This is a genomic window from Sorangium sp. So ce363 (genome assembly GCF_051520435.1).
Lineage (GTDB): Bacteria > Myxococcota_A > Polyangia > Polyangiales > Polyangiaceae > Sorangium > Sorangium cellulosum_B.
The window spans coordinates 2264521-2291367 of sequence record NZ_CP150333.1; the positions used below are offsets into that span (position 1 = coordinate 2264521).

The following is a 26847-nucleotide window of genomic DNA, read 5'->3' on the forward strand; positions in this document are numbered from 1 at the left end:
GCGAACATTTCTCCACGGCCGATTTCCGCGGCGCGGCAGCGGTCATGCGCCCGACGCTTCCTCTTGCGCGGAGCGCGGGGCACCGTCGCTTGCCGCCGGCTCGGCGGTCGCTTGCTCCCGCTGCTTCAGCACCGCGCGCGCGATAAGGGGCGCCTTGCGGGCGAGGATCTCGAGGGGAAGCCCGTCCTCGCAGTACATCCGGTACCACTCCTGCCGGAAGGAGACGACGCTCTCGCCATGGCCGAGCTTGAGCCGCTTCAGCATGGTCTGGGCGCGCTCGCGGAGCTCTGGCGGGCAGCGATCGGTCAGCACCATCTGGCACGAGGGGAGGATCACCTCGAACCAGCCGTCCCCGACCTCGAATGGATCCAACACCTGGTCGGAGCGGAGCGCGCTCTTGCTGCTGTTGATCCATGCAGCCGCGTAGCGGAAGTTGGTCCATTCGTATGCGAGGCTGGGATCTTCGTCTCGCGAGACGAAATGGTCGACGGTCCCCGGCGTCGACAGCAACATCGCCGTGTAGCCGCACAGGTCTTTGAAGCCGTCCGGAGGTCGCGCGCAGCGCGCCGCCAGTACCCCGGCGTGCTCCTGGCGTCGCCTTTGGCGAGCCATCGCCGGCCGGGCTGTCGAACGTTGGCATCGAAGTCCGCGGGCTCAGGCGCGCGCTCGAACGGGATCATGCGCCCGCCTGCTCCCGGCGCACGATCCAACGCGGCCAGAAACGATCCTGATCCGGCAGCAGGCGCACGAGCTCGCGATGGATCTCCTCCTCGCTCTTGAGCCCCTCCGGCAGCACGCCGGTCTCGCCGCGCATGAGCGCCTCGGCGGCCTCGATGGCGCGCTCCGCCTCGATCGAGCGCCCCTGCTCCAGGCCGAACACCGGGGACGTGAGCCACCCGATCGCGTCGCCGCGCTTCGCCCAGGGGAGCTCGCGCACGGTCACGTCGGCGCCGTCGAGCTCGAACACGAACAGCTTGTCCCTGGTCGGCTTGAAGTGCGGCTCCATCGACGCGAGCACGAGGGGCGAGTGCGTCGTCAGCAGCACCTGCGGGCGCATCGACGGGGAGAGCCCGCTCAGGGCACCGAGGAGCGCGGGGACGATGTGGCGTTGCCACCTGGGGTGCAGGTGCGTCTCGGGCTCCTCCATCAACACGACGATGCGCTCCGAGGGCTGCCAGCCGATCAGGCGTGACGCCTGCACGTGCTCCGACCAAGACCACGCGATGAGGTAGGAGAGCGCGAGGATCCGCTTCATCCCGGCGGACGCGTGGACGATTGGGGATCGTGCCGTACGGAAGCTCGACGGTCGGGAACTTGCGCACGTCGTCGACGTAGAGCCGCACAGGCTTGCCGGGCTTCATCGTCTCCTCGGGGTGGGAGAGCTGCTCCAGCACGCGACAGAGCAACTGGAACGGGTGGGCTTCGTCGCCGTCCGCCGCTTCGAGCTGCCAGGTTACCCAGTCCTGGATGAGGCCGCTGCAAACCGGCCTGCCATCGCGCTCGAGCCCTTCCCAGAGCTGTTTCTCAACAAAGAGATAGGGACGGGGATCCAGCGAAGAGCTCATCCGAGGCGGGGACACCGCGCTGATGGGTGCGACGTTGCGAGCTGGATCCCACACAGAACACGCGCCATTCGTTTGAATGTGGAGTACTGGAACCAGGCCAGGCACCCAGGACGGGACATCGATGCCGTTGGGACCCGAGATCCAGTGGAGGCTCATGTCCCGACCAAACCTGTCGCGCCATTTCTGAGCAACTCGATTGTAGTTGCTTTCGAACGGGCTGAGCCGTGTACCTAGATCGGCCTGTCCCGTGATCCTCGCGCTCTCTTCGTTTCCCTGCCGCGGCAGCACGGGCCGATCCGTCCACGTCCCGGTGAGCGCCCACCATGCGACCTCGAGCACGAAGCTCTTGCCGAGCCCGTTGTCTCCGGTGAGCACGTTGAGCCGCTGGCCAAGCTCCAGGTCGAGCTGGTCGGCCGGCCCCACGCCTTCCAAGTGGAGCGATCGCAGCATCTTGGTTCCGCGTACCACACCCCCAGCGGCCCCGGCCAAGCGTCTCACCGCCATCTCGCCCCATATCCACTCCCGTAGCGCCGAGGGGAGGGTCTGCGCGGCGGCCGGGGGTGGGCGCGATCGAGCACCGACCGAGGTGCCATAAGGGTCCAGCGGGCTCGACGTCTCAGGCGCGCCTTGTGTGGCGCGCAACGAAACGTCCCAGGTGCAAGGCCCGAAGGGAGACATGCCGGGCGGTGGTCCCTGCGCAAGCTCCACGCTCCCGCCTCGGCGGACGGTGAGCGCCCACCCCCGGCCGCCGCGCAGACCCTCCCCTCGGCGCGGCCCCCCGGCAGGGCCGCCTCCTCCCTTGCCTATTCGTCCTCCGCCTCCCCCTTGTCGCCCCGCAGCCCGAGCGCCTTGAACTTCTTGTACAGGTGGCTCCGCTCGAGCCCGAGCCCCCGGGCCGTCGCGGCCATCTGCCCTCCATGATGGCCGAGCGCCTCCTCCAGGATCGCCCGCTCCGCCTCCTCCGCGAGCACCCGGAACGGCACCCCCGGCCGGAAGAGCCCGCCCTTCATCGCGGCCTGCTGCCCTCCGAGGCAGACCTTCACGTCGCCCTCGTCGATCGCCTCGTCGGGCGTCAGGATCACCAGCCGCTCGATGATGTTGCGCAGCTCCCGCACGTTCCCCGGAAAGCTGTAGGCGACCAGCACGCTCATCCCGCCGTCCGTGAACGCCATCCCGGGCCGATCGTTCGCCTGCGTCGCGAGCGCGAGGAAATGCCGCGCGAGCAGCGGCACGTCCTCGCGCCGCGCGCGGAGCGGCGGCAGCGACAGCGGCAGCACGTTCAGCCGATCGTAGAGATCCGGCCGGAACTGCCCCTCCCGGCACGCCGCCTCGATGTCGCGGTTCGTCGCCGCCACCACGCGCACGTCGACCTTGATCGTCTCGTGCCCGCCCACGCGCTCGATCTCCCGCTCCTGGAGCACCCTGAGCAGCTTCGCCTGCATCGCGAGCGGCATGTCCCCGACCTCGTCGAGGAACAGCGTCCCGCCGCTCGCGCGCTCGAACTTGCCTCGCCGCTGCTTCGTCGCGCCCGTGAACGCGCCGGCCTCGTGCCCGAACATCTCGCTCTCGATGAGCTCGCTCGGGACCGCGGCGCAGTTCATCTTCTCGAGCGGCCCGCGCGCCCGCTTCGACGCGCCGTGGATCGCGCGCGCGACGAGCTCCTTGCCGGTGCCGCGCTCGCCCGTCACGAAGACCGTCGCGGTCGCCTTCGCCGCGCGCGCGATCTGCTCGCGCAGGTCGAGCATCGCCCGGCTCGCTCCGATGAGCTCGCCGACCTGGCCGGTCTGCGTCCGCAGCGCCTTCGCCTCGGCCTCGGCGCGGACGAGGCGCAGGGTGTTCTCGAGCACGAGCAGCAGCCGATCGGTCGAGAGCGGCTTCTCCAGGAAGTCGATCGCCCCGAGCCGCGTCGCGCGGACGGCGGCGTCGACCGTCGCGTGGCCGCTCATCATCACGACAGGCAGCTCCGAGCCCAGCGCGCGTATCCGCTGGAGCAGCTCCACGCCGTCACCGTCGGGCAGCGAGACGTCGAAGAGCGCGATGTCGTAGCTCCGCTTCGCGAGCTTCTCCTCTGCAACCCCGACGCCGCCGGCGACGTCGACCGTGTAGCCCTCGAGCGACAGGGCCTTCTGGAGAGTCGTCAAGATCGCCCGCTCGTCGTCGAGCACCAGCACATGTCCGCGCGGCATGTCTGCCACCGTAGCGCGGAACCGCCGCGGCCGATGCCCGCCGGCTGCGCGCCTGACGCTGGAGCGCGGAGCATCCGGCCGGAGCGCAGGCGCACTCCGCCGGAAGCCGTGCGTGGAACGGCCGTGGAGTGCGTCGAGCGTGCGTCGGCGGCGGCAAGAATCCATGGCGGCGACCCGACGCGCGAGGCAGCGTGTGGCGGCGTGTGCACCGCGCGCTCCGGGACCGGCGACGCCAGCGCCACCGGACCAGGTTCCGCGCCGCCGCGTGTGGAGAAAGGGGGATCCGGCTTGCGCGCGCTATGGTAGCTTGGCCCAGGATGTCTCCCGACGGTCTCGCGACGGCGGAAGGAGATCTGGAGCGGACGCCGTTCGCTCATCTTTTCGTCTATGCCGTCGAGCATCGGCTGACCGGCGCGCTCATCCTGGTGGAGCCCACGGGCGCCGAGCACACGCTGCGGATCGTCCGGGGGAACCCCGTGAAGATCCGTCCGAGCGACGGGTACGCCCGGTTCGGGGAGATCCTGCTCGAAGAGGGGGTGATCACCGCCGAGATCCTGGCGGAGGCGCTCGCGACAAGGGGCCTCCTGGGGGACGTGCTGCTGCTGTCGGGGTGCGTCGACGCCGCGACCATCGATTGGCTCGCCCAGGTCCAGTTCGTGCGGCGGATGGTGCGCCTGTTCGATCTGCCCCCGAAGACGAAGTACCGCTACTTCGACGGCCTCGACGCGCTGGCCGAGTGGGGGGGAGATCCCGCGAAGGTCGATCCCCTCGCGCTCCTCTGGGCGGGGCTGCGCGAGCACGGCGAGCGCTCGACGCGCCTCCAGCGGACCCTGGAGCGGATCGGGGCCGTGCCCCTCCGCCTGCACCCCGCCCTCGAGCCCGGCCGCTTCGGTTTCCGCGAGGGCGAGCTCGCGGTGATCGAGGCGCTGGAGAGCTCCACGCCCACGCTCGCCGCGCTCCTCCGATCCGGGGTCGCGCCGGAGCCGACCGTGCGCAAGCTCATCTACGCCCTGGCGATCACCCGCTACCTCGATTTCGGGACAGGCGTGCCCGTGGGTGCGGAGCTCTCGTCCAGCGTGCCGCCCGCCAGCGCGGCGAGCCTGTCGCTCGGGCGCGTGCAGCTGCGCGCGACCGTCCATCGCGTGGGCGCGGCCGCGCCGGATCCGGCCGGCGACGGGGAGCGCGCGCCGGTGCTCGCGCGCGGTCGCCGCCGAGATCGCCCATCCTCGGAGCCGTCGCCCATCTCGACCGTCGCCGGCGCTTCACCGCTCAGCGGAGGCTCGCTCTCCGCGGCGGTGGCCGCCGAGCTCGCCAGCGCCGCCGGCCTCGACGTCGGCCGCGCGGCGAGCGAGCCGTCCGAGACCGACAGGGATCGTGAACCGTGGGGATCGCTCGCTCCGACCGACGAGGGCGCCGTCGGCGGTCCGCCGCGTCCCGAGGACCCCTGAGGCGAGCCACCCGCTATATAGGCCGCCGCGATGCCTGCGCCCGCGCGACGCCTGCTCCCCGCTCAGGTCCACCTCCCCTCCGGCGGCGTGGCGCGCCTGTCGGACGCCGCCGCGCGCGCTCGCGCTTCGTCCGTCTTCGGCGCTCCCGCAGGCCGCGGCGTCGAGCGCGCATCCATCGGCAGGTGCGCGCTCGACGTGCAGGTCCTCGCGGGCCCGTCGGTCCTGGCCGACGCGCGCGGCGCGCCGCTGGATCCTCTCGGCCTCCCGCTCACCGACGCCCATGTCCTGCGCGCGTTCCTCGCGTCTGCCGGCGTCGTGCCCGAGGAGCCAGGCGCCTACACCTGCGAGAACTGCAGCGCTCCGTTCGAGGTCGCTCCGTCGGGCCTGCTGGAGATCGGGCCGTTCACCGATGGCGAGCTCGACGATCCCGAGCTCGATCTCCCGTTCGACTTCGGCGTGTCGCACCCGATCCCGGCGCTGCGCGTGGGTCGCGCCGTCTGCCGCGCCGTGCGGCTCGTGGAGCGCACCGTCGAAGAAGCGATGCCGCTCCTCCGCCTGCCCGACGACGGCGTCCTGCGCGTCACGCCGTCGCTGGTGGTGGCCATGGGGATCGCGGCGCTCGGCCGCGAGCGCCGCGCGCCGGTGATCGCCGACGCGCTCGCCGGCGCTCCCGACGAGGCGTGGGCGGCGATCGTCGACCTTTACCACGAGGCGCGCTACCCCGCGCGGCTCCTCGCCGTCCACCGCTGCCAGGGCTGCGGCGCCCGCAACGATCTCGACGTGCCGCTCGAGCGGGAGCTCGCGCGCGCCCCGCTGCGCGCTCCCGGAGCGGACGCGGACGCGCTCGGGGAGCCCCGCTCGACGAGGGCAGGGACGAGGGCTCGGGCGAGCGCCTCGAGCGCCTTTCCGGATCTCGACGGCTTCGAGGCGCGCGTCCGCGCCGCGGCCGGGCGCATCTACGAGGCCCGCGGCGTGCGGAACATCGATCTCTTCATCGACGCAGGCGTGCCGGCCTGCGACGACGGAGGCGAGCCGTTGCTCGGCTGCTACACGCCCGGGACACCCGCGGATGCGCTCGGGATCGCTCATCCTCCGGAGATCCGGATCTTCTATCGGACGTTCCGGTCGGAAGCCCGCGAGGATCCCAGCTTCGACATCGACGCGGAGATCGAGGAGACGATCGACCACGAGGTGACACATCACCTGCACCATCTGGCGGGCAGCGATCCGCTCGACGACGAGGAGCGCGAGCAGATCGCGCGCGAGGAGCTGCGCCGGGTGGGCCACGCCGAGGCGGTGCGGCGCGCCCGGCGCGGCGCCCTGTCGGACCTCGCCGGCTTCGTGCGCGCGACGTGGCCGGCCTGGCTGATCGCGGCCGTCGGAACGGCCCTCGCGTGGTGCGCAGGCGGGCGCTGACGTCCAGCGCCGCGCGGGGCGAGCACGACCGTGCGCCCGCCGCTTTCTTCGAAGCGGGAGGATGAGCTGTCTATACTGCTGGGACAGCAAGAAGATGTGCCGGGGAATACCGGCTCCTCGAGCGCGCTGTGCTCTTGCCGAGGATCGTGAAGACGAAGAGCTCGCCGGCCCGCACGGCCGGGTCCACCAAAGCGCCACGCCCAGCCAAGCGGGGTGGCGGTGCGCAGAACCGCCGGGGAAGTCCGGATGCGGTCGAGAAGCGCCGGGCCGCGCGCCGGTTCAACGAGCTGCTCCTGGGCGGCGGCGGCCGCGCCGGAGACGGCCGTACCGAGCGCCGGCGCCGACGCCTGCTCGCCGAGCTGGCCGAGGGCGTCGCGCGGCGAGGCAAGCGTGCGCTCAAGCCGATCGACGTGCTGTCGCGCGTCGAGGAGCTCCTGGAGCTGGGCGAGCCGCTCGCCTCGATCCGCAAGGCGTACCCGCCCCCGCCCCCGGTCGAGGTGACCGCCGAGCTCGTGGAGGGCCTGAGGCACCTCCACCGCGCCTACGGTTTCTCCGCGGACGTGTACCGGTTCGTCGGGCTCGACGCGCACGCGCTGCGGAAGGCCGGGGTGCTGCGGGGCGGCGAGCGCGGAGGTGAACGCGGGGACGAGCGCGGCGTGTCCGCCGAGGCAGCGCGCCGCGGGGCAGCTTGACCTTGCCTGCCGGCGCGGGGATAACCCGCTCCGATGCCCGCGAGAACGCTGAAGCTCCCCCTCGGCGCGGCCGCCATGGCGGTCGTGTGCGCGGCGTCGACCGGCCTGTCGCTCCGCGCTGAGGCCCAGCCAGCGGCCGCTGCGGACGCCCCGGTGGCGCGCGTCGGCGACGCGGCGATCACGGCGTCGGAGGTCGAGCGCAGGCTCGCGCAGGTCCCGCCGTTTCAGCTCCAGACCTTCGGGCGTACCCCGGAAGAGATCCGGAAGAACTTCGTCAACCAGGTCCTCGTGCGCGAGCTGCTCCTCGCCCAGGGGGCCGCCGCGCAGAAGCTGACGGAGCGCGCCGACGTGCAGGATCGCGTGCGCGGTGTCCTGCGCTCCGCGCTGCTGCAGCGGATCCAGGCGGAGGCGGCGGCGAGCTCCCCGGTGACGGACGAGGAGGTCCGCGCCTATTACGAGGCCCACCGCGACAGGTTCAGCTCGCCGGCGATGGTGGCGCTCTGGCGCATCCTCGTCGCGACGCGCGGGGAGGCCGAGGCGATCCTGGCCGAGCTGAAGAAGGACCCGTCACCCCAGCGTTTCAAGGAGATCGCGCGCGAGAAATCGCTCGACAAGGCGACGAGCATGCGCGGCGGCGATCTCGGCTTCGTGGCGTCCGATGGCACCACGTCCGAGCCGGGGCTGAAGGTCGACCCCGGGCTCCTCTCGGCTGCCGCCGGGGTGAAAGACGCGGAGCTCGTGCCCGAGCCCGTGCCTGAGGGCGATGGCTTTGCTGTGCTGTGGCGGCGCCAGAGCAGGAAACCCGTGAGCCGCTCGCTCGAGCAGGAGGCGCCGTCCATCCGTCAGATCCTCGCGCACGGCAAGGCCGAGGCGCAGGTGAAGCAGCTCCTCGATCGCCTGCGAGCGCAGGACGTCTCCGGTCACGCCCCCGAGCTCGTGGACCTCATCGACATCACCTCGACGGGGGATCTGCAGCCGAAGAGGCGCCCGGGCACCCTCGCGAGCGGTCGGCGTCCTGGCGTGCCTCCGCCCTCGCCCGTGCCGCGTCACGACATGCGCTGAGGCTGCCGGCGCGCACGGATGGGCGCTCGAGACCCGCGGGGGCAGCGCCGCCGAGGGCGACACTCCCGAGGGCGCTGAACGGTGTGTCAGCTGAAGGCGATGGCGAGCGCGATGGCGGCGAAGCCGGAGGCGATGGTGAGCGCGAGCGCGGCGATGCTCCCGGCGCGTCGAGCGCGCTCCGCCGCGTCGGGGTGGAGCGCGTAGACGCCCAGGAGCAGCGCCATGGACGCCTTGCCCGGTACCCGGAGCGAGGCGGAGAGGACCTGCTCGGCTCCCTTGGTGCCGCCCGTGATGAGCATGGCCAGCGCGCCGAGCGGGCCGGCCATGAGATCCCAGCCGCACGCGTAGAGCCCGAAGCGGAGCGCGCGCCGGCGCTCCGGCCGCGCGCCCTGGCGCCGTGCCCCGAGGTCGAGCGCGGCGCCGTGCAAGGTGTGCGCGAGCACCATCCACACGGTGACCGCCGGAACGCCGATCGCGAGCCACTGGAGGGCGCTCGCGCGTGCGGCCGGGTTGCGAGCCAGCTCCAGCGTAAGGCTCGGCAGCGCCAGCGCGACGAGGGGCAGGAGGGCGGCGATCATCGACAGGATCGCGAGCGTCTCCGCCAGCAGGGCGAAGCGCATGGCCGCGGGGAGCGCGCCGTCGGGGATCGTCGCGAAGAACGTCTCGGCTCCCAGCGTGGTCGCCCTCGAGGTGGCCCAGAGCCGCGACCAGACCCCGCCGATCGGGCGCTCCCACGGGACGATCGCGACGACCCCCGAGCCCTCGTCGCTCGCCGCGGAGCACCCGGCGCAGTCGGGCTGTCCGCAGCACGCACAGAGCACCGCCGCGGGGACATCGAACGTCTCGTCGTCCCGCGAGAGCTCACGGCGTCCGCTGGCAGATCGCTTGGCCATTGCGCACCTTCGAGCAGCGGACAAAGGCCACTCCCATCAAGGTTACGTCGCACGGGCGAGCCTGTCGACCCGAGATACCACCGGCCACGCGCTTGGCGCGTTCCCTCCGCCAGCTTCCAGCTTCCCGCGCCGCGTGGTTCCGGCGCGTCCTCCTGGCTCCGATCGGCGTCGGCGGTGCGTTGGCGCGCGCGCAAGGCGTCTTATCGCGGAAGACGGCCATCGGTTGACCTGGCGACCTGGCGACCTGGCGACCTGGCGACCTGGCGACCTGGCGACGTCGGAACACCGGTCGTCATCGGTCAACGCGCGGGGCGTGCGCGCTGCGTGCTCAGTGCAGCACCTCGTTGCCCCGCCGCCGCTGCCCCGTGGGGAGGTCGTCGATCCTTCCGCCGAAGAACGCCGCGGTGAACAGCGCGAGCAGCGCGATCGCCCCGGTCGCGTAGAGCCCGTAGCCCCACGTGAAGCGGACGGGACGGAGCAGCGTGCTGCCCGGCGTGAACATCAGGCGCATCGCGACGGTGACGAGGGCGACCGCGGCGAGGAAAGCGACGGCCACGCGGGCGCCGCGCATCTTGTGGATCGACCTCCGGGTCAGCGCGAGCGGGATCATCACGAAGAACGCGACCGCCGGGGCCCACATCCAGCCGAGCCGTCGCGCGAGCCCGAAGCCGCTGAGGTCGCGGAGCTCGGGGGCCGTCTCGTGGATCCACGGCGCGAAGAACGCCGCGAGCCCGAGGAGCGCGAGCGCAAGCAGGGCGCCCCGGCCGCGCCCGGCGTAGGTCCACGGGAGCGGTTCCATGTGCGGCGGGAGCGGCTCGTCAGGCTCTTCTTGGAGCGCGTCGTACGAGGGGGGAAGCTTCGCGAGCGCCTCCAGCCGGAGGCCGCAGGCGGGGCACGTGGACGCCTCTTTCGCCTCGAACATCTCCCGGCAGAAGGGGCAGGCGTGAAGCCCGGTCATCGAGGCGGGAGGATAGCGCACGACGAACGGCGCGCGCGGGGGACGCCGCGCGGGGCGGGGGACGCATTCCGGGGTTCCACCGGGGCGGGGCTTAGCCCATAGTTGCGTCCCATGGGCAAGCGTGATCGGCTCTCGGACGATGAGATCGCCGGGTTCGTCGCTGCTCACCCGGGCTGGGTGCGAGCGGGCGAGCAGATCGAGCGGAGCTACTCGTTTCCGGATTATGGCACCGGCGTTGGCTTCGTGATGCAGATCGCCCTCCTGGCCGAGCGGCGCGATCATCACCCGGAGATCGCGCTGTCGTGGGGCAAGGTGCGGGTCGCGTGGTCCACGCATGACGCTGGCGGTCTGACCGCGCTCGACCTGGAGCTGGCAGAGCTGACCGACCGCTTGAGCGCGGGCTGACGCTGCGCGTGGGCAAGGTGCTGGGGATGCTCCCGAGCGAGCTGCTGCAACGTCTGGATCTGGGGCTGGAGGGGGACCTGCCGCATCTCGAGGAGGCGCTGACGCATCCGAGCTTCTCGAACGAGCAGCGAGGCGGCCGGCGCGTGGACAACCAGCGCCTCGAGTTCCTGGGGGACGCCGTGCTCGGCCTGTGCGTGACGGAGCTCCTCATGGAGCGCTTCCCGGGGGCGAGGGAGGGGGAGCTCTCGATGATGCGCTCGGCCCTGGTCAACACCGACGCGCTGGCGGCGTGGGCGCGAGGGATCGAGCTCGGCGCTGCGCTCCGGGTCGGGCGCGGCGCGGAGGTTGCCGGGGAGCGCGACCAGACGAACGTGCTCGCCGACGCCACCGAGGCGCTCGTCGCGGCTCTGTACCTCGATCGCGGCTTCGAGAGCGCGCGGGCGCTGAGCCGGAAGATCGCCGCGAGCCCGCTCGCGCAGCTCGCGAGCGGCAGCCTGCTCGGGCGTGACGCGAAGAGCGAGCTGCAGGAGCGCGTGCAGGCGCGCGGCGCTGCGTCGCCGCGCTACCGCCTGATGGGCACGGAGGGGCCCGACCACGACCGCGCGTTTCTCGTCGCCGTCGAGGTCGATGGCCAGGTCATCGGCACCGGCCGGGGCCGGTCGAAGAAGCTTGCGGAGCAGGCGGCCGCGCGCGCCGCGCTCCTTTCGTGCGCCGCGCCGGAGCCCTCGGCCGCAGCATCCGATGGACGGGCAGCCGCCGAGGCCCTGCAAGGTGCGCCCGAGGGCAGGGGGGGCCCGCCATCCGGCGAGGTGTCCTCCGAGCAAACCGTGAACGACCGAGGACCCAGTCGATGATCCGTCACCTGATGCTTGCTTTCACCTTCGCGCTCTGCTCGCTCTTCGTCGCGCTGCCGGCCTGGGCCGGGAGCTACCTGGACAGGGCGAGCCTGCTGCTCGACGAGGCGCGCAGGGAGGGCGACATGCTCCTGCCGCGGACCCATGACAAGGAGCTCGTCATGGTGGTGCATGCGCTCGCGGAAGCGCGCGCCCGGGTGGCGAGCAAGATGGAGTGCCCCAGCTCCGTCTCCAAGGCGCACCCGCACCTCCTGCTCGTGCTCGAGAACAGCGAGCGCGCCGCCGACGCGGCGGCTCAGGGCAACTTCAAGAAGTTCATGGAGCACCTCACCGTGGCGCGGAACGAGGACCGCGCATTCCGTGCGCTCCTCACCGAGCTCGGCTACGCGCTGCCCGATCTGAGTTCGAAGCGCTGAGGAGCGCAGCGAGCCGCGCCCGCTCGAAGCGGGTCTGCGCCGGAGGGCCCCTGGCGAGCGTCCCCGGCGCAGCGGGTCTCAGAACATCGCGCCGAGATCGATCCCGAGGGTCCACTGCGACCCGAGCCCGGCGAACTTGTTCTCGCCGTCGATCTCGTTCGCCGCGCCCTGGTTCGCGTCCTCTGGGCTCACGATGTCGGTGATGAAGTGCGCGCCGAGCTTGACCATCTGGAACCGCAGCTGCGCGCCGAAATGGAGCCGGTGGCGGTTCATGCGCACGGCGTCGAACACCACGGTGTTGTTGAAGTCGGCCTGGGAGCCGCCCTCGCACACCGGCTGGCCGTCGTGCGGGAGCGGGTTGCCGTCCTGCCCCTGCACCGGGTTGGCAGGCGAGTTCACCCCTCGGAAGTTGCAGAAGTTCACGGCGTCGGTGTTCGGGGTGAGATCGATGAGCCCCGAGTCTCCGAAGATCCGGAGCCACTGGTAGCCGGCGTAGGGGGTGATCACGACCGTGCCGGCGATCGGCAGGGGCTTCGAGATCACTGCGTCGGCGCCGGCCACGGTCAGCTGGAACTCCTCGGTCCCGGTGACGCTCCGGACGCTACCGCCGACGGCGAGCTCCGGGAGGATCGCGGGGAGCCCTCGGCGGAACCCCTCGAACAGCGACCAGCGCACGTCGGCGCCCGCGCTGACGAGGCTGGTGTTGGCGAGGAACCCGACGGCGCCGGTGAGCTCGAACCCGAACGGAAAACCCTTGCGGACCTTGAGGGAGTAGTGCTGCAGGAAGGAGTCCGGGCTCCGGTTCTCGATGGAGAAGTTCTTGCTGGTCGGATCCTGCGGCCCCTGCGTGCCCTGCTTCCAATAATCGGCGTCGCTGTCAATCTTCGTGTAGTTGGCCTCGATGCCGATCTCGAACCCGCCGTAGCCCGTGGTCCGCGCCGAGTGCATCGCCGACGGCGCCACCGCGAAGCCGTACTGCGCGATGAGCTTGGCGAACGCAGCGTCGTCGGTCAGGCAGCGTTGATAACGGGAAGCGGGGTTGTAGTAGAGGCCACCCTCCGGCCCCGTGATGCGGCAGGGCACGGCGGCGCCGCCGAGGCTCGGCTCCGGGTCGCGCACGAGCCGTGCGAGCGCCGGATCCATGGCGTCGGCGGCCGCGAGCGAGGACGACGCCACTCCTGCGAGGGCAATAGCCGAAGCGATCCAGCACGATGCGCGCATTCCGTGTCTCCGAGGCGGGAGGCTACGTGTCCGCTCGTACAGCCGTCAAGCGAACAGAGGGGCCTCCGTCCGTTCGGTTCGCGTTTTCCGCGCGACCGCGTGGGCCGGCTATCTGTCGAGGCGGCGCTGGCGAGCCAGGCCGCGCGCGCGATCCCCCGCTCGGGGGTTGCGGCGCGCGGTCGCGTCGCGGAAAGAGAGGGCGTGCTCAAAGATGGTCGCCCCCGGCTCCGTGCGGCGCCGCTCGATCCGCCGTTCCGGATCGTGCTGGTGGAGCCGGAGATCCCGCAGAACACAGGCAACATCGCGCGGCTCGCCGCTGCGACGCAGAGCCCCTTGCATCTGCTCGGGAGGCTGGGGTTCTGCATCGACGAGCGGAGTGTCCGCCGCGCGGGGCTTGACTACTGGCACCTGGTCACGCTCGAGCAGCAGCTCGACATCGCCCACTTTCGCCACCATCACCCGAACGCTCGGCTCCGCCTCTTCAGCGCGGTGGCTCCGCGGAGCTACCTCGACGCGGACTTCCGGCCTGGCGACGCGCTGGTGTTCGGCAAGGAGAGCGTAGGCCTCGACCCCGAGCTCCTCGCACGGATGCCGGACGACGTCTTCGGCATTCCCACGCTGGGTCCCGTGCGCTCCCTCAACCTGGCCAACGCGGTGTCCATCGTCCTGTACGAGGCGCTCCGCCAGGTGGGCGCGCTCGCCAGCGCCGCGCCGGGGTGACGGCGCGTGCGCGTAGGCGCGCGCAACATCCGGTAAGAGCGCGATCCGCCGCGACGTCACCCTGGGGCCGGCGGCCGCGCGCCGTGGACGTCGGCGACGCGTCGTTCTAAGGAGAGGGCCGCATGGTCATGCACCGGCAACCCGCGCGACAGGACGCCCGACGGCCGGGCGCGCGCCTCGTGCGTGCCGGCGTGGCGGTCGCGCTCTCGGTCGCGGCGCTCGCCTCCGCCGGATGCAGCAGGCGGCCTCCGAGCGGCACGCCCGACGGCGCCGTCCGGGAGCTGGTCGCTCGCCTGCGCCAGCTGCACGGCGACCCGGCTGACGCCAAGGCTGCCTTCGAGCTCCTGTCGCGCCGCGCTCGGGACAACCTCGCGTCGCGCGCGCAGCGCTACAGCGCCGCGACCGGCAAGGCGATCGCGCCCGAGGCGATGATCACGCCGTCCCGCTTCCTCTTGCGCTTCGAGCCGCAGCGCTACACCGCCCAGATCGCCGGCGCCCACGCCCTCGTGGACATCGCCGGCCTGCTCCCGGGAGAGCGCGTCCAGGTGCCCTGCGTCTACGAGGACGCGGGGTGGCGCGTCGATGTGGCGCTGCCCCCGCTCCCTCCCGTGCAGAAGCGACCGGGCAGCGATCTCTGAACGCGCCCGGACCGATGGTGCACGGAATTCCCGGCCCACAAAAGCCCGGAGGCCGGCAGTGCCGGCCTCCATCGGCAGCGGCCGCAAGGCCGCTAACCATGAGGTAACGCCTTAGTTGGCGAGAAAGATCGCCTCGATCTCGGTCTTCACCTGCTCTTCCGTCTGACCTCGGGCGATCGCGATCTCCTTCACGATCAGCGTCCGGGCGGTGTCGAGCATGCGGCGCTCACCGAACGAGAGCTGCTTGTCCGTCTTCAAGCGATAGAGGTCGCGTAGCACCTCGGCGACGTCGTAAATAGAACCCGTCTTGATCTTGTCCATGAAGCCGCGGTACCGACGGTTCCAGGTCTGGTTGTCGAACGCGATGGTACGCTCGCGGAGGATGTCGAAAATTTCTCGAATTTCCTGTTCAGAGATGACCTGGCGAAGGCCGACCGCGCTCGCGTTGCTGACTGGAACCATGATCTTTCGATCCGTGTCCAAGATGCGGAGAACATAGAATCGCTGACGGTTGCCAGCGATGTCCTTCTCCTCGATGTTGACCACCTCGGCCACGCCTTGGGCCGGGTAGACGGCTTTGTCGCCCACCTTGAACTGGATCTCCGAACGAGCCTGCATATCGTCTCCTTTGCCTTCCACCCCGCCGTCCTTTTAGTTTTTCGTCTGCCTCCCGAAATCCCTTCGAGGGGCGTACGCTGCACATGCGGTTGAACCTGGACCCGCAGAACCGACACACACCGTCACGCATTCCGAGAAAAATTTCGAGAAAAGAGCCATGAGCCGCCGCTCGAGACCGCTGTGCGAGAAGCAGGAACGCGAGCACCCTCCATGACCCGCGAGAGGTCGGTGCTCTGGCGTGCACGGCGGAATCTTGACAAACGGCGGTTGAAGCGGACGGTTGCGGGCGGAAGGGATTGAGGTTGGGGGAACGGCCCTCTTGAAAAAGGGCCGGTTTGCGCCAGGCGCGCGCACTCTAGTGAGCCGGCCGAGATAGGTCAACGAAAATCCCCGTGGTTGAGCCATCGTGGCGTGATCACTCTGGTTTTTCCTCGGGGTCGGGCGGGGTGACAGTGTGTACCGATGGAGGCATCGGCGTAGGTGCGCGCCGGCTCACCCGCCTAGTTTAGGGCAGAGCGGGCCTCTCCGGGAGAGGTGGCGGACCTGACCTGGGTGGGATGACTCGAAAATGTGACGGAAGCGACGGACCTGGGGCACTGAGTCCGTCCAGCCTTCAAACGAGCCGGGGTGCTCAGGCGGCGCTGAGGCGTTCGGCGAGCCCCCAGCGGACGCCGCGATCCGAAGCGACGAGATCGACGGGAGCTCCGGCGAACCTCGAGGCCCACGCGAGGATCTCCTCGATGAGCACGCTGCCCGCCACGATGACGTCCGCGCGCGCTGGATCCAGCGCGCGCAGCTGCCTGCGCGCGGCGAGCGGCAGGGAGGCGAGGCGGGACGTGATGTCCACGATCTCTGCCCCGGATACCCGCGCGCCATGCACGCGGGCGCCGTCGTAGGGGGCCACGTCGCGCACGAGCGCGGCGAGGGTCGTCACCGTGCCCGCGACGCCGACGAGGGTGGGCGCCGCGAGCTGGGGCACGGCTGGAAGCGTCGCCAGCGCCGCCCGGACGTCGGCGCGGACGGCCTCGAGGTCTGCGGCGGCCGGCGGATCCGTGCGCACGTGACGCTCGGTCAGGCGGACGCTCCCCACGTCGAGGCTCACCGCCTGCTCCACCGCGCCGCCGGCGCTGCCGACGATGATCTCCGTGCTACCGCCGCCCACGTCGACCACGATCGTGGGACCGCGGGTCGGCAGGTCGAGCCCCGTCAGCGCGCCGGCGTACGTGAGCGCCGCCTCCTCCGGCCCGGAGATCACGCGCGGCGCGACGCCGATGAGCTCGCGGGCGCGGGCGATGAACGCCTCGCCGCCGGCGGCGTCGCGCATCGCGCTGGTACCGACGGCGTCCACACGCTCGACCCCCCGGGACCGGAGCTCCTCCCCGTAGCGGGCGAGGCAGGCGAGCGTGCGCTCCACGGCCTCGGGCGCGAGCGCGCGCGCCGCGTCGACCCCCTGGCCGAGCCGGGTGATGGTCGCGCGCTCGACGAGCGCGACGAGCTCACCCCCGCGGCGCTCGGCGATGAGCAGGAGGACCGAGTTCGTGCCGATGTCGATGGCCGCGACGCTCATGCCCCGAGCCTTACTGGGTGAGCGTCTTCAGGTCGAGCATCTCCTCGACGTTCGGCAGCACCACGAGCTCGCAGCGCCGGTTGGCCTGCTTGTTCTCCGGGGTGTCGTTGGGCTTCACCGGGTCGGTGTCGCCGTAGCCGGAGGCGCTCCACCGCTCGGGCTTGAGGCCGCCGCCGGCCTTGTCCTCGGGCTGGAGCAGGAACGCCAGCACCTCGCGGGCGCGCATCACGCTGAGCCCCCAGTTGTCCTTGAAGCGGCCGCCGGCGAGCGGCGCGTTGTCCGTATGCCCGGCGACCTGGAAGGAGCGCGCCGACAGGCCGGAGTCGTTGCGGATGACCTCGGCCACCTTGAGCAGGATCTCCTGACCCTCCTTCTTGAGCGTCTCCCGTCCCGAGTCGAAGAGGACGTCGCCGGGCAGCTGGATGACCATCCGGTTGTTACGGACGGTCACGCTGAGCCCGAGCTTGGTGAGGGCCTGGAGCTTGTCCCGCAGGACCTCGAAGCGCTTCTTGATGTCCTCGAGCTGCTGGGCACGGCGGCGGAAATCCTCGAGCGCGCGCGCCTGCTGCTCGAGGTTCGCGTTCAGGTTGGAGATGTCCACGCCTGCTGCCTTGAGCTGGGACTTGAGCTGCTCGATCCGGGCCGCCGCCTCGTCGAGCTCGCTCTTGGCCTTCTTGTTCTGCGCCTGCTCGGCGCTCAGCTGGGTCTTCAGGCCCTCGATCTCGCGGATCTTCGCCTGCATCTCCTCCTCCGAGTAGCCGCACCCGAGCGCCCCCGAGCCCGCAAGGAGCGTTGCGCCAAGCAACAACCACGACGTCGAGCGACGAACCAACATACCTTTCCTCCTAGAGCAGCCTAGAGCAGCGCGGCGCTCGGCCATGAGGGGCGCCGCGCAGGCGGCGCGACCGTAGCGAGGCGAATGGCGCCGCACAAGGCTCTCTAGAGCCTGCGCAACGCTGGACCTCCGTGCGACCATGAGCACACCGGCGCCGTTTGCCGCGCCGTGCAGGCGCGCGATCGCCAGGAAGGAGCGCAAATGGGCAAGACAGACATTCAATAAGTTGTCAACAAAAATCAATCGTACGGTTCGGTCTGGTTGCTTTCACCACGGCCTGCTCCGACGTTTACCCTCGCAACGCTTGCGGACCAGTTTGCCTGGAACACACGGGATACATCAGTTTAGGGCCTGCAAGATTTTCCTTGACCATCACCATGCGTGGCAATATACGTCGTGCAACATCTGTTGCCTCGGTAAGGAAACTGTAGCGGAGAGGACGTTCGGCGATGTCCGCCGTGCCGTGCCGGGGCGAATGCAGGAGGATTTCCAATGGCTGCTAAGAAGACCGCGAAGAAGCCTGCGAAGAAGGTGACGAAGTCGGCCAAGAAGCCGGCCGCCGCGAAGGCCGGGAAGGTCGCGAAGAAGCCGGCGCGGAAGGCAGCGAAGAAGGCCGCCCCGAAGCGCGCCGCCGCCAAGAAGACCCCGAAGCGCGCCGCCGCCAAGAAGCCGGCCGCGAAGAAGGCCGCTCCGAAGCGCAAGGCGAAGGCCGCCGGCAAGCGGGCGGCTGCGCCGAAGAAGGCGGCTGCTCCTCGAGGACGCGCCGCCGCCAAGCGCGCGCCGGCCAAGGGCGCGAGCACCCGCGGCGCGCGCAAGAGCACGCCGGCGCCTGCTCCTGCGAGCACCGGCCCGTCCGACGAGTCGGAATAAGGCGACACGACACGGGAGCGCCTCGGGTCTTCCAACAGAACGAGGCGCAGCGAGCCGACCCGCCGGTTGCGACCAGATAATCCGTCTTACAAGACCATCGGGGGGTGAGGACGCCGCGGATCCGGACGCGCGGGTCCAGGCCGGAGGCGCGCGGGTGGACGATGTCCCCGCGGCTGCGCCGCCGCCTGCGGCCGAGGTGGCCGGCATCGGCGCGCTGCGCCTGTTCGCCGGGGTGCCGGAGCGGCGGGTGGGGCGCGTGCGCCCCGCTCAGCGACGGCGGACTGCGGGGGAGCTTCCAGGATCTGCGAGCGGCGCTCGTGCTCTTGGTGCGCTCTGAGGATGCGGCGGCGCGGCCCGCGAGGGGCGCTCAGGTGCGCTCGCCGAGGTAGAGCCGGAGAGCGCGCGCGGCGCCCTTGCGATCGAACGGGACGCCGGCGAGGTCCTCGCGCTTCGAGATCTGCTCGAACAGCTTCATCAGGAACTCGAAGAACGCCTCGCACTCGCGGATGGCGGCGTCGAGCCGCTGCGGATCGAGGAGGTCGCTCTCCTCGAGCGCCGTCATCGCGGAGACGAACGCGTCGACGTGGGGATAGTCGCCCACCCGGAGCAGCGGGTAGCCCATCGCCCGGAAATACGAGAGGAACTCGCGCACGAACGCGAAGCTCGCGATGCCGGTCCATCGATCGGGCGCCGGGCCGGTGTTGCGCGCCTTGCTCGCGAACGCGCGCGCGATCTGGGCGAACATCCACACGTCGCGTCGGAGGCGATCGCTCGTCGCGCGCCGCGCTGCCTGATCGTCGAAGACGCGGCCCTCCTCGAGCTTCGCGCCGAGCGACCTGCCGAGGAACAGGATCGCGTTCTGCAGCGCGGGGCGGAGGCCGTGCGAGACGGCGCGGAGGCGGACGCGGTACTCGGACTCGCTCACCAGCGCGTCGGCGGGCGGGAGGTCGTGCTCGAAGGCGCGGCGCATCTCGAGCCGCAGGTTGGCGGCGAGCCCGGTCAGCGCGGCCTTCGTGGAGAGGAGGCGGTGCCCCTCGGCGGCGAGCTCGTCGTGGCGCGCGACGATGTCGCTCGCGGGCACGCGCAGCAGATCGCGCTCGAAGCTGTCCGCGAGCAGCGCGCCCGCTCGGCGCCGGAGGTAGTTCGAGAGCGCGCGGGCGTCGCTGCGCAGGACCGCGAGCACGAGGTACCCGCGCCCCGCCACGCGGTGATCCGAGTGATCGAGCGCGATGGCGTCGAGCAGGCGGAGGTACCTGAGCATCCTGAACAGCGCGAGGAACGTGAGCGCCACGAGCCGGTGCGCCTGCTCGCCGGGCACGCGGTGGATGAGCTCGAGCACCTGCGTCGACGGGATGCGATCGAACTCCGGGCGAAACTCGAGCGCGTGGAGCGGGTTGAAGAACGTGCTCTGGGCGATCTCGCGCATCGCCGTCGCGAGGTGGGCGTAGAAGAGCCTGAAGCTGACCCTCGGCAACCGGAGCAGCCCGCCCGCGACCTCGATGAGGTTCGTGAAGCCGTGCCGAAGCACGAAGAGGCTCGACTCCGGCGACTCCTGCGCCATCGTCGCGTGGAGGAGGCGCGTGCGCGCCGTGTCCTCCGGGAGCACCGTCTCCAGGTAGCGCTGGAAGACGAAGGCGCGATCGCGATCGCCGAGCATGGTGCGCGTCAGCTGGACGACGCGCGCCATGCCGTCGCGGGCGTGCTGGAGGTGCTCGCGGAAGTCGTGGCTGACGATCGTCTGGCGCCGCCCGGCGCCCGGGTGGTTCCGCGGGTTCGCGAAGCAAGCGACGCCCTTCAGGAGGATCTCGAGCTCGAAGAGCGTCTCGTCCTTCTTGTCGGCCGCGAGGCGCGCGAACCACGCCTCGCGCGCTTGCTGCTGCTCTCGCCTCAGGCCGCGCGTGTCGCGGAGCAGCTCGGCGTAGGCGTTGCGGCCGGGGTGGCCCGAGCCGCGCAGGATCCCCGAAGCGTCGCTCGACACTGACGTGCTCCTCGCAGGCGGCGCGCTGCTAGTAGTTGCGTCGCTTGAAGTCGAAGGGGTAGGTCAGCACGGTCTCCTTGCCGCTCGGCGAGCGCGCCCAGGTGATCGACTTCGCGAGCTCCTCCATGCAGGACTCGACCTGCGGCGCGGTCACGTCGCTCTTGTCGCGCACGATGCTCGCCTCCTCGAAGGTCCCGTCGGGCTTCAGCTTGAGCTGCCACGTGATCCTGCCCTGCGCGCCCGGGTGCTTGCGGGCGTAGAGATCGAAGCAGCAGCGAAAGCCGTCGCGCCTCGCCTTGATCGCGTCGACGAGCGGTTGCAGCCGATCGCTCGATCCGGCGTCGGCGGAGGTCGTCGCGTTGTTCATCACGACCCCGCCGTCCGGCGGATCGTTCGTGATCTCGGAGGCGATGACCTTGCAGTCCTCGACGGTCTCAGGGGCCTTCTTGCGGCTCGCAGGCCGGTCCGGCTGCGCGGGCGCGGCGGCGCCCGGGTCCGCGGCGCCCGGGTCCGCGGCGCCAGGGGCCGTGGCGCCAGGGGACGTCGGCTGCGAGGCAGGCGGCGGCGAAGCGCCGAGCGGCGCGCTGTCAGGCGGCGAAGGCGGCGGCGCGGCGCCGCTCGAGCAGGCAGCGAACAGGGCCGCGGCGAGGAGGACTCCGGTGAACACGGCGCTGGCAGTGGCGCAGGGACGCATGGCGCGCATACTAAACGGTTCGGCTGAGCGGAGGCGAGGCGCCTTGCGTTTTTCTCCCCTCCCGCCGGCAATCTGAGCTCTCCTCGACGGCCGTCTTGAAGATCCCGCTGTGCTTCATCGCGGCCGCCGCCGTCGCCGTCCTCGCGCCGGCAGGCTGCGATCCCATCGCGGAGCCGCAGCTGTGCGGCCAGATCCCCCAGGGAGGGTGCCCGGTCGGCCGGGGGGGCACCTGCGACGATGCCGCGTGTCGTGCGCTCTACGACTGCCTCGATGGGGCCTGGACGGAGGCCGCGGCCTGCGATTCCGCCGGTGAGCCTGCCGGGGACCGGGATGCGGGCGCGGGTGGCGGCCCCGGCGCGTGCGAGGTCGTGACGCTCGATCGCAGCGGCGAGGCCGCGGGCTGCTCGCCCGCCCTGCAGGAGCCGGACTGCCCGGCGGATGCCGCGGAGACCTGCGTGGGTACCGCGTGCTGGACCGGCTGCATCGACTTCTTCCTCTGCACCGAGGAGGGGTGGAGAGCGATCGCCTACTGCGACGAGCAAGGGCGCGTGACCGTGGCGCCGTGAACGAACAGCTCGTCGGCGCCTGCCTTCGGCGCCGAGGAGAGACCCACGGGGGAGCCCGTCAGCCGGCCCTGAGGAAGGGGCTCCACTCGTCGAACGAATGCGGCAAGCCGATCAGGATCTGCATCGTCGCTGACCACCGCGGCGGCAGAGGCTGGCGGATGAGCCGCATGCTGGCCTCGTCCGGCGTGCGCCAGCCCTTGCGGAGGTTGCATGTGCGGCACGCGGTCACGAGGTTCTCCCAGGTGTCCTCGCCGCCGCGCGACCGGGGGAGCACGTGGTCGATGTTGAGATCGCGAACGGGCGGGCGGCGCGCACAGTATTGGCACTGGTGCGTGTCGCGGAGCATCACGTTCTTCCGCGTCAGCCGGATCGTCGGGCGCCGCATGCGGTCGTACCGGCGGAGGTGGAGGACGCGCGGCACGCGGAGCGAGCCGCCGACCACGGGGAGGCCATCGTCCTTCTCGCGCACCGGCAAGCTCCGCCACGCCGAGAAATCGTGCAGATCGCCGACCTCGTCGACGGCGAGGGCGGCCCCGCCGAAGAGCAGGAGGAAAGCGCGACGCGCCGTCGTGATCTGCACAGGTTGGAAGAAGCGGTTCACCACGAGGACCGGGAGATCGAGCGGCTCGGTCCTACGCTCGCAGCGGAACCCAGAAAAACCGTCGCCGAGATCGAGCTCCTCGTGAGGAGAGCCTCCCGGGACTGTAGCTACCCCGTCCGGCACGCTGGGCAGTGTAGCAACGAAAGCTCCGGTGAACATCCGGCGCTGCACGGCGGCGTTTCTGCTGGATCTCTGCCATTGCCGCGCGGCGGATCGGGCGCGACGCCGCGCCCTGAGCCGTCAGGGCATCGCCTCGAAAACCCCCGGCGCCCGCCCTGTCGAAGCTCGGGCTGCGCGCCGGAGCCCGGACGTTACGTGCCGCGCTCGACGCTCCGCGCGGATCGCTTTCGATCGGGCGCCGTATTCGCTAAGACGCGTCCATGTCGAGGGACGGTCGTCTCCTGGGTCGAGCCGCCGTGGTGGGGAAGCAGGTCGGATGACGGAGCAGCGCGAAGGGGTGGGGCCCGAGCGGGCGACCGGCGCGGAGCCCCCTGCCGGCTCGCCATGGGATGATCCGATCGAGAGCGCGCCGCTCGTGTTCCTCGATCTCGAGATGACGGGCCTCCGCCCCGAGAGCGATCGCGTGATCGAGGTCTGCGCCGAGCGGACGCGGGGGGATGCGTGCGAGGACGCGATCACGTCGCTCGTGCGGCCCGAGCCGGGCGTGTTCGGCAACGCGCACGTGCACGGCATCGATCCGCGGGAGCTCGCGGGCGCGCCCACGTTCGCCGAGCTCTGCGATCGCATCGACCAGGTCACGGAGGGCGCGGTGCTCGTCGCGCACGCGGCCGCATGGGACGTGGCGTTCCTCGAGGCCGAGTTTGCGCGGGCGGGCAGGGCGAGGCGCCTCCCGTGCTACCTCGACACGCTCGTCCTCTCCCGCCGGGCCTTCGCCCTGCCGAGCCACAGCCTCGCCTCCCTCTGCAGGGAGCTCGGCGTGCACCGCGAGCGCGCTCACCGCGCCGAAGACGACGTCCATGCCCTGCGCGCCGTGTTCCGCAAGATCGTGGAGGTCCTCGCGCCGCGGACGCCGCGCGACCTGTGGCACGTCCGGATCGGCGAGCGCCACGCCCGCCCGGCGCTGGTGGCAGCGGCGGTGCGCGCGGCCGAGCATGCCGCCACCGTGCGCGTGAGGTACCGTCCGGCGCGCCGGGGGCCGGAGGAGCTCGTCGTGTGCGTAACGGGGGTGCGAACGGACCTCGACCCACCCCGGGTTCTCGGCTATCTGCTCCCGTCGCGCAGCCGTCGCGAGCTACGGGCCGATCGCATCCTGGCGATCGAGCCGATTTCGCCGGGAGAGCTCGGGCCGGACGGCGTGCCGCAAAAGGCCTGAGATCCACGTGCGAATCCACTCGAACCGAACCTCGCCGACGAGAAGCTCCCTCGCCGTCCGCCTCGGCGGCCTCCTGACCGCGACCTTCCTCGCCTCGTGCTCGAGCATGATCGGCCCGGAGTCCGCCCGCCCGCCGGCGGCCGAGAAATGGCTCGCCCGCGCTCGACAGGAGTTCCAGTCCGCCGACGTCGAGAACGCGCGCGATGCGGTCTCGAGGGCGCTGACGATCGTCCCGACCGACACCGAGGCCCGGCTGCTCGCGGGGCGCATCGCGCTGGCCCGGCTCGATTACGCCGAGGCGCTGCGCCTCCTCAAGGGCGTCGCCGGCTCCGAGGCCGCAGGGCTCCGCGGGCGCGCGCTCTGGTACAAGGGCGATCTCGACGCCGCCGCCGACGAGCTCGAGGCGATGCTCGACGATCCCGATGTCGTCGACGAGTGGGCGAAGTCGATCGCCAAGCTGGCGAGGCGCGGCGCGGGGCGCGCGCCGTTCACGGTCTCGGGCGCGCTCCTCGCGGCGATCGAGATGCAGCACGTCAGCCCCGCGGCCCCGTTCTTCGTCGTCCCGCTCGAGATCGACGGCGAGTCGGCGCTCGCGATGGTGTCGACCGGCACGGGCGAGGTGGTCCTCGACAGCAGCACGCGCAAGGAGCCGAGCTGGGTCTCCCTCCGCTTCGGCAAGAAGCTCGAGATCAACGACGTGCCCGCCCTCACGCAGGACCTGTCGGGCGTCTCGAAGCAGATCGGCGCGCCGGTCAAGGCGCTGCTCGGGGTGAACCTGCTCCGCCGCCTCAACGCGACCATCGACTACAGCGGCTGGCAGTTCGTCGTGCGCAGCTTCTCTCCGCCGGCGCCGCCCGACGCGACGCGCGTCGACGTCGCGTTCATCAAGGGCGGCGGCATGGTGCTGCGGAGCAGCCTCGGCCCCGACAAGTCGGTGCAGGGGCCGCTGCTCATCGACACGTCGATGACGTTCCCGATCGCGCTCGACAAGGAAGGCTGGAAGAAGGCCGGCTTCGAGGCCGATGGGTTGAAGCGGGTCGAGCAGGATCCAGAGCAGAAGCTGAAGCAGGGCGTCGTGCCGATGCTGCGGCTGGGCGCGCTGGAGATCCCCAAGGTCCCGGGCGTGTACGGGGCGCCGCTCCAGGCGGTCGAGAAGCAGCTCCAGCTCGATCTGGACGGCGTGATCGGGGCGGGGCTGCTCGCCTACTTCCGTGTCACCTTCGGCGACGGCGGTCGGCTCATGTGGATCGAGGACGACACCGCGGTGAACAAGGTGCTCCGGGGCAGCGCGCCGGCGCCCGTCAACGAAGGGCAGGCTCCCGCTGCGCCGCCAGCAGAGGGCGCCGGTCCAGCAGGCGCGCCCGGCTCACCTGCGCCCCAGGGGCCCGCGCTCCAGGCGCCGCTGACCCCCCCCACGGCACCCCCCGCGGCCGCTCCGAGGTCGACTCCGCCTGCGGCCGCTCCGAAGTCGGCGCCGCCCGCGAGCGCTCCCAAGCGGACGCCGGACCAGTGAGCGTCATGTCCAAGGATCTGTTGGCGGTTTACGCGGGGAGCTTCGATCCGATCACGTTCGGTCACCTCGATCTGATCCAGCGGGCGTCGAAGCTGTTCGGTGAGGTGATCATCGCCGTCGGCCGGCATCCGACGAAGCACCCGCTGTTCACGTACTCGGAGCGGCTGGAGCTGCTGCGCCAGACCACGAGCGAGGTGACGAACGCGCGGATCGATTCGTTCGAGGGGCTCCTCATCCAGTACTGCCAGCGCGTCGGCGCGCGGGTGATCGTCCGCGGCCTGCGCGCGGCGACCGACTTCGAGTACGAGCTGCAGATCGCCCACGCGAACGCGGACATGCTCCCCGGCGTCGATACCGTGTTCCTGCCGACGCGCACCCACTACGGCTTCGTCTCCGCGTCGCTCGTGCGCGAGATCGCGAGCCACGGCGGCGATGTCAGCCACTACGCGCCCGCCGCCGTCTGCGACGCGCTCCGGGCGAAGTTCGGCGCCGCGAAACCCTGAGCGCCCGCGCGCTCAGTAGGTGCCGAACGGGGTCGGCATCAGCAGCAGCACGAACAGGAGCAGCGTCACCACGGCGATCACCTTGCGCGCCGGCGACAGCTCGCCGGCCTCCGTGGGAGGGTGCTCCCGCCCACCGACGTGCAACATCAGGTGGACCAAGCCGAACCACGTGAGCCAAGGCATCCCGTTCGCGACCGCGGAGATGAGCGCGTCGGACAGCCCCTCCGTGATGAAGTGCCGCGTGAAATAGGCGACGTTGCCGACGAAGAGCGCGAGCATCAGGAAGTGCGCGGCGCGGCTGTAGCGGTCCTGCTCTTTGCCGAACAACGCGTACGCGACGTGCCCTCCGTCGAGCTGGCCGACGGGAAAGAGGTTGAACGCCGTGATGAGCAGCCCGGCCCACCCCGCCATCGCCGTGGGGCCGAGGAAGACGTCATGGGTCTCGGGGATCGGGCCGACCGCGAGCCGCCTCAGCAGGAGATACAGGAGGCTGCGCCCCTCCTGCAGCGCAGGTCCGGAGCTCGCGTGCACCTCCGAGTGCATGAGGCCCACGAAGAGGACCGGGAGCGCCACCGCGAGGCCGGCCAGCGGGCCGGAGGCGCCGATGTCGAGCAGCGCGTTCCGCGACTTGATCCTGCCCTTCATCGAGATCACCGCGCCCATCGTGCCGAGCGGGCTCACCACCGGGAGCGGGATGAAGTAGGGGAGCGACGCCTCCACCCCGTGCGCGCGCGCCGCGAAGTAGTGCCCGAACTCGTGCGCCAGCAGGATCGACAGGAACGGCACCGCGAACGGCCACGTCTGCGGCAGCGCCTTCACGAACGAGAGCGCGCTGTCGTCGTCCGGCGTGATCGGGGTCCAGAGGGTGCCGGCCACGAACACCGAGACGACCGTCAGGCAGAAGAGCGCGAGGTTCTTCTGCCATCGCAGCGGGGGCGGGTGCGAAGCGGCTGCTGCGCTCGGCTCTGCGGAGCTCGTCGCCGCAGGCGCCAGCTCGGCGTCGAGGTCGAGCGTGCTCGGGGTGGAGGATCGACGGTCGTCGGTCATGCGGCGCCTAGCGTGGCCGCCTCCTCGTCGCCGCTCAAGCGATCCACGCGCGCCTGCGCTCAGGGCGGGCAGTTCGCCGTGATCTAGGAGCGCACGCCGCGCTGCTGGGCGGCGCGCGGCCCTGCGGTGGCGGTGTGCTGCTCGCCTGGCCCCGGGACCCTTGACCACACCCGCTGCAGGCTCGACCAGGTCTGCGCGCACACCGATGACTTTGCGCGTCATCTCGCTGCGCCACGGTCCTCCTGTGG

General features: G+C 71.2%; 27 protein-coding genes and 1 pseudogene. 14 read left to right on the top strand and 14 right to left on the bottom strand.

Annotated elements, in window-relative coordinates:
* Positions 1-42: 42 nt before the first annotated feature.
* The 4 genes and pseudogenes from WMF12_RS08800 to WMF12_RS08815 all read right to left on the bottom strand — a co-directional run bounded on the left by WMF12_RS08800 (position 43) and on the right by WMF12_RS08815 (position 3751).
* Entirely contained in the window at positions 43-612 is a 570-nt protein-coding gene (locus tag WMF12_RS08800) for a hypothetical protein (protein WP_437869979.1), read from the bottom strand.
* Between the two features lie 64 nt (positions 613-676).
* Positions 677-1255 (bottom strand): AAA family ATPase, encoded by a 579-nt coding sequence (locus WMF12_RS08805; RefSeq protein ID WP_437869980.1) that lies wholly within the window; start codon positions 1253-1255, stop codon positions 677-679.
* 670 nt (positions 1256-1925) lie between these two features.
* Positions 1926-2243 (bottom strand): annotated as a pseudogene (locus tag WMF12_RS08810) (hypothetical protein); the annotation flags it as partial.
* Positions 2244-2368: 125 nt separating this feature from the next.
* Positions 2369-3751 (bottom strand): sigma-54-dependent transcriptional regulator, encoded by a 1383-nt coding sequence (locus WMF12_RS08815; RefSeq protein WP_437745153.1) that lies wholly within the window; start codon positions 3749-3751, stop codon positions 2369-2371.
* A 317-nt stretch (positions 3752-4068) separates the two neighbouring features.
* On the opposite strand from WMF12_RS08815, the gene WMF12_RS08820 reads away from it, so the two are divergent.
* From WMF12_RS08820 to WMF12_RS08835, 4 genes are all read left to right on the top strand, one after another.
* The gene (locus tag WMF12_RS08820; protein ID WP_437869981.1) at positions 4069-5199 is read left to right on the top strand and encodes a hypothetical protein; all 1131 of its coding nucleotides are present in this window, start codon (positions 4069-4071) and stop codon (positions 5197-5199) included.
* A 30-nt stretch (positions 5200-5229) separates the two neighbouring features.
* Positions 5230-6615, top strand: coding sequence for a metallopeptidase family protein (locus WMF12_RS08825; protein ID WP_437869982.1), 1386 nt, complete (start codon positions 5230-5232; stop codon positions 6613-6615).
* A gap of 146 nt (positions 6616-6761) precedes the next feature.
* Entirely contained in the window at positions 6762-7307 is a 546-nt protein-coding gene (locus WMF12_RS08830; protein WP_437745156.1) for a hypothetical protein, read from the top strand.
* A gap of 33 nt (positions 7308-7340) precedes the next feature.
* Positions 7341-8369 (top strand): peptidylprolyl isomerase, encoded by a 1029-nt coding sequence (locus WMF12_RS08835; protein WP_437869984.1) that lies wholly within the window; start codon positions 7341-7343, stop codon positions 8367-8369.
* An 86-nt stretch (positions 8370-8455) separates the two neighbouring features.
* Here the strand turns inward: WMF12_RS08835 and WMF12_RS08840 are convergent, their stop codons facing one another.
* Both WMF12_RS08840 and WMF12_RS08845 read right to left on the bottom strand, forming a co-directional pair.
* Positions 8456-9262, bottom strand: a complete 807-nt coding sequence (locus WMF12_RS08840) for a hypothetical protein (protein ID WP_437745158.1) — start codon at positions 9260-9262, stop codon at positions 8456-8458.
* Between the two features lie 328 nt (positions 9263-9590).
* A complete protein-coding gene (locus tag WMF12_RS08845; protein ID WP_437745159.1) occupies positions 9591-10220 on the bottom strand; it encodes a hypothetical protein in 630 nt (209 codons plus the stop codon).
* Positions 10221-10331: 111 nt separating this feature from the next.
* Here WMF12_RS08845 and WMF12_RS08850 point away from each other — a divergent pair, with 111 nt between their 5' ends.
* Genes WMF12_RS08850 through WMF12_RS08860 form a run of 3 tightly spaced genes read left to right on the top strand, consistent with a single transcriptional unit; the run spans position 10332 to position 11895 of the window.
* The gene (locus WMF12_RS08850; RefSeq protein WP_437298751.1) at positions 10332-10625 is read left to right on the top strand and encodes a 4a-hydroxytetrahydrobiopterin dehydratase; all 294 of its coding nucleotides are present in this window, start codon (positions 10332-10334) and stop codon (positions 10623-10625) included.
* A 26-nt stretch (positions 10626-10651) separates the two neighbouring features.
* Positions 10652-11479: a ribonuclease III gene (rnc, locus tag WMF12_RS08855; RefSeq protein ID WP_437745160.1), complete on the top strand. Its 828-nt coding sequence runs from the start codon at positions 10652-10654 to the stop codon at positions 11477-11479.
* Entirely contained in the window at positions 11476-11895 is a 420-nt protein-coding gene (locus tag WMF12_RS08860) for a hypothetical protein (protein ID WP_437745161.1), read from the top strand. Before rnc ends, WMF12_RS08860 begins: the two co-directional genes overlap by 4 nt.
* Positions 11896-11973: 78 nt before the next feature.
* On the opposite strand, the gene WMF12_RS08865 is transcribed toward WMF12_RS08860, so the two are convergent.
* Positions 11974-13071 carry a hypothetical protein gene (locus WMF12_RS08865; protein WP_437869988.1) on the bottom strand — a complete coding sequence of 366 codons (1098 nt, stop codon included), beginning with the start codon at positions 13069-13071 and terminating at the stop codon, positions 11974-11976.
* Positions 13072-13317: 246 nt separating this feature from the next.
* On the opposite strand from WMF12_RS08865, the gene WMF12_RS08870 reads away from it, so the two are divergent.
* Positions 13318-13836, top strand: coding sequence for a tRNA (cytidine(34)-2'-O)-methyltransferase (locus tag WMF12_RS08870; protein ID WP_437869990.1), 519 nt, complete (start codon positions 13318-13320; stop codon positions 13834-13836).
* A gap of 122 nt (positions 13837-13958) precedes the next feature.
* Complete coding sequence (locus WMF12_RS08875; RefSeq protein ID WP_437869991.1) at positions 13959-14474, top strand: hypothetical protein; 516 nt, start codon at positions 13959-13961, stop codon at positions 14472-14474.
* A 111-nt stretch (positions 14475-14585) separates the two neighbouring features.
* On the opposite strand, the gene WMF12_RS08880 is transcribed toward WMF12_RS08875, so the two are convergent.
* From WMF12_RS08880 to WMF12_RS08890, 3 genes are all read right to left on the bottom strand, one after another.
* The gene (locus WMF12_RS08880; RefSeq protein ID WP_012234339.1) at positions 14586-15092 is read right to left on the bottom strand and encodes a CarD family transcriptional regulator; all 507 of its coding nucleotides are present in this window, start codon (positions 15090-15092) and stop codon (positions 14586-14588) included.
* 631 nt (positions 15093-15723) lie between these two features.
* Complete coding sequence (locus tag WMF12_RS08885; RefSeq protein WP_437869994.1) at positions 15724-16659, bottom strand: Ppx/GppA phosphatase family protein; 936 nt, start codon at positions 16657-16659, stop codon at positions 15724-15726.
* A 10-nt stretch (positions 16660-16669) separates the two neighbouring features.
* Positions 16670-17494, bottom strand: coding sequence for an OmpA family protein (locus WMF12_RS08890; protein ID WP_437298758.1), 825 nt, complete (start codon positions 17492-17494; stop codon positions 16670-16672).
* A gap of 492 nt (positions 17495-17986) precedes the next feature.
* On the opposite strand from WMF12_RS08890, the gene WMF12_RS08895 reads away from it, so the two are divergent.
* Positions 17987-18364, top strand: coding sequence for a hypothetical protein (locus tag WMF12_RS08895; RefSeq protein WP_012234342.1), 378 nt, complete (start codon positions 17987-17989; stop codon positions 18362-18364).
* Between the two features lie 367 nt (positions 18365-18731).
* Here the strand turns inward: WMF12_RS08895 and WMF12_RS08900 are convergent, their stop codons facing one another.
* Both WMF12_RS08900 and WMF12_RS08905 read right to left on the bottom strand, forming a co-directional pair.
* A complete protein-coding gene (locus WMF12_RS08900; protein ID WP_437869996.1) occupies positions 18732-20342 on the bottom strand; it encodes a hypothetical protein in 1611 nt (536 codons plus the stop codon).
* 28 nt (positions 20343-20370) lie between these two features.
* The gene (locus tag WMF12_RS08905; RefSeq protein WP_437869997.1) at positions 20371-21036 is read right to left on the bottom strand and encodes an AgmX/PglI C-terminal domain-containing protein; all 666 of its coding nucleotides are present in this window, start codon (positions 21034-21036) and stop codon (positions 20371-20373) included.
* A gap of 95 nt (positions 21037-21131) precedes the next feature.
* Between WMF12_RS08905 and WMF12_RS08910 the strand changes: the two genes are divergently transcribed.
* Positions 21132-21602 carry a hypothetical protein gene (locus WMF12_RS08910; RefSeq protein WP_437869998.1) on the top strand — a complete coding sequence of 157 codons (471 nt, stop codon included), beginning with the start codon at positions 21132-21134 and terminating at the stop codon, positions 21600-21602.
* 58 nt (positions 21603-21660) lie between these two features.
* On the opposite strand, the gene WMF12_RS08915 is transcribed toward WMF12_RS08910, so the two are convergent.
* Entirely contained in the window at positions 21661-22326 is a 666-nt protein-coding gene (locus WMF12_RS08915; protein WP_012234346.1) for an HNH endonuclease, read from the bottom strand.
* Between the two features lie 313 nt (positions 22327-22639).
* Here WMF12_RS08915 and WMF12_RS08920 point away from each other — a divergent pair, with 313 nt between their 5' ends.
* The 3 genes from WMF12_RS08920 to coaD are packed head-to-tail and all read left to right on the top strand — an operon-like array spanning position 22640 to position 25552.
* Entirely contained in the window at positions 22640-23536 is an 897-nt protein-coding gene (locus WMF12_RS08920; RefSeq protein ID WP_437745169.1) for a 3'-5' exonuclease, read from the top strand.
* Between the two features lie 7 nt (positions 23537-23543).
* On the top strand, positions 23544-25049 hold the full coding sequence (locus tag WMF12_RS08925) for a tetratricopeptide repeat protein (RefSeq protein WP_437870008.1): 1506 nt from the start codon (positions 23544-23546) through the stop codon (positions 25047-25049).
* A 5-nt stretch (positions 25050-25054) separates the two neighbouring features.
* Positions 25055-25552 (top strand): pantetheine-phosphate adenylyltransferase, encoded by a 498-nt coding sequence (coaD, locus tag WMF12_RS08930; RefSeq protein WP_012234349.1) that lies wholly within the window; start codon positions 25055-25057, stop codon positions 25550-25552.
* Positions 25553-25564: 12 nt separating this feature from the next.
* Here the strand turns inward: coaD and WMF12_RS08935 are convergent, their stop codons facing one another.
* Positions 25565-26599 (bottom strand): site-2 protease family protein, encoded by a 1035-nt coding sequence (locus WMF12_RS08935; RefSeq protein WP_437870011.1) that lies wholly within the window; start codon positions 26597-26599, stop codon positions 25565-25567.
* Positions 26600-26847: the final 248 nt, after the last annotated feature.

Bases quoted from the DNA above. Each gene is read 5' to 3' on its own strand.
- WMF12_RS08860 (WP_437745161.1), top strand. From the start codon at position 11,476: ATGATCCGTCACCTGATGCTTGCTTTCACCTTCGCGCTCTGCTCGCTC.
- WMF12_RS08840 (WP_437745158.1), bottom strand. From the start codon at position 9,262: ATGGCCAAGCGATCTGCCAGCGGACGCCGTGAGCTCTCGCGGGACGAC.
- WMF12_RS08835 (WP_437869984.1), top strand. From the start codon at position 7,341: ATGCCCGCGAGAACGCTGAAGCTCCCCCTCGGCGCGGCCGCCATGGCG.
- WMF12_RS08820 (WP_437869981.1), top strand. From the start codon at position 4,069: ATGTCTCCCGACGGTCTCGCGACGGCGGAAGGAGATCTGGAGCGGACG.
- rnc (WP_437745160.1), top strand. From the start codon at position 10,652: ATGCTCCCGAGCGAGCTGCTGCAACGTCTGGATCTGGGGCTGGAGGGG.
- WMF12_RS08815 (WP_437745153.1), bottom strand. From the start codon at position 3,751: ATGCCGCGCGGACATGTGCTGGTGCTCGACGACGAGCGGGCGATCTTG.
- WMF12_RS08885 (WP_437869994.1), bottom strand. From the start codon at position 16,659: ATGAGCGTCGCGGCCATCGACATCGGCACGAACTCGGTCCTCCTGCTC.
- WMF12_RS08800 (WP_437869979.1), bottom strand. From the start codon at position 612: ATGGCTCGCCAAAGGCGACGCCAGGAGCACGCCGGGGTACTGGCGGCG.
- coaD (WP_012234349.1), top strand. From the start codon at position 25,055: ATGTCCAAGGATCTGTTGGCGGTTTACGCGGGGAGCTTCGATCCGATC.
- WMF12_RS08935 (WP_437870011.1), bottom strand. From the start codon at position 26,599: ATGACCGACGACCGTCGATCCTCCACCCCGAGCACGCTCGACCTCGAC.
- WMF12_RS08880 (WP_012234339.1), bottom strand. From the start codon at position 15,092: ATGCAGGCTCGTTCGGAGATCCAGTTCAAGGTGGGCGACAAAGCCGTC.
- WMF12_RS08845 (WP_437745159.1), bottom strand. From the start codon at position 10,220: ATGACCGGGCTTCACGCCTGCCCCTTCTGCCGGGAGATGTTCGAGGCG.
- WMF12_RS08920 (WP_437745169.1), top strand. From the start codon at position 22,640: ATGACGGAGCAGCGCGAAGGGGTGGGGCCCGAGCGGGCGACCGGCGCG.
- WMF12_RS08850 (WP_437298751.1), top strand. From the start codon at position 10,332: ATGGGCAAGCGTGATCGGCTCTCGGACGATGAGATCGCCGGGTTCGTC.
- WMF12_RS08805 (WP_437869980.1), bottom strand. From the start codon at position 1,255: ATGAAGCGGATCCTCGCGCTCTCCTACCTCATCGCGTGGTCTTGGTCG.
- WMF12_RS08890 (WP_437298758.1), bottom strand. From the start codon at position 17,494: ATGTTGGTTCGTCGCTCGACGTCGTGGTTGTTGCTTGGCGCAACGCTC.
- WMF12_RS08895 (WP_012234342.1), top strand. From the start codon at position 17,987: ATGGCTGCTAAGAAGACCGCGAAGAAGCCTGCGAAGAAGGTGACGAAG.
- WMF12_RS08875 (WP_437869991.1), top strand. From the start codon at position 13,959: ATGGTCATGCACCGGCAACCCGCGCGACAGGACGCCCGACGGCCGGGC.
- WMF12_RS08905 (WP_437869997.1), bottom strand. From the start codon at position 21,036: ATGCGTCCCTGCGCCACTGCCAGCGCCGTGTTCACCGGAGTCCTCCTC.
- WMF12_RS08825 (WP_437869982.1), top strand. From the start codon at position 5,230: ATGCCTGCGCCCGCGCGACGCCTGCTCCCCGCTCAGGTCCACCTCCCC.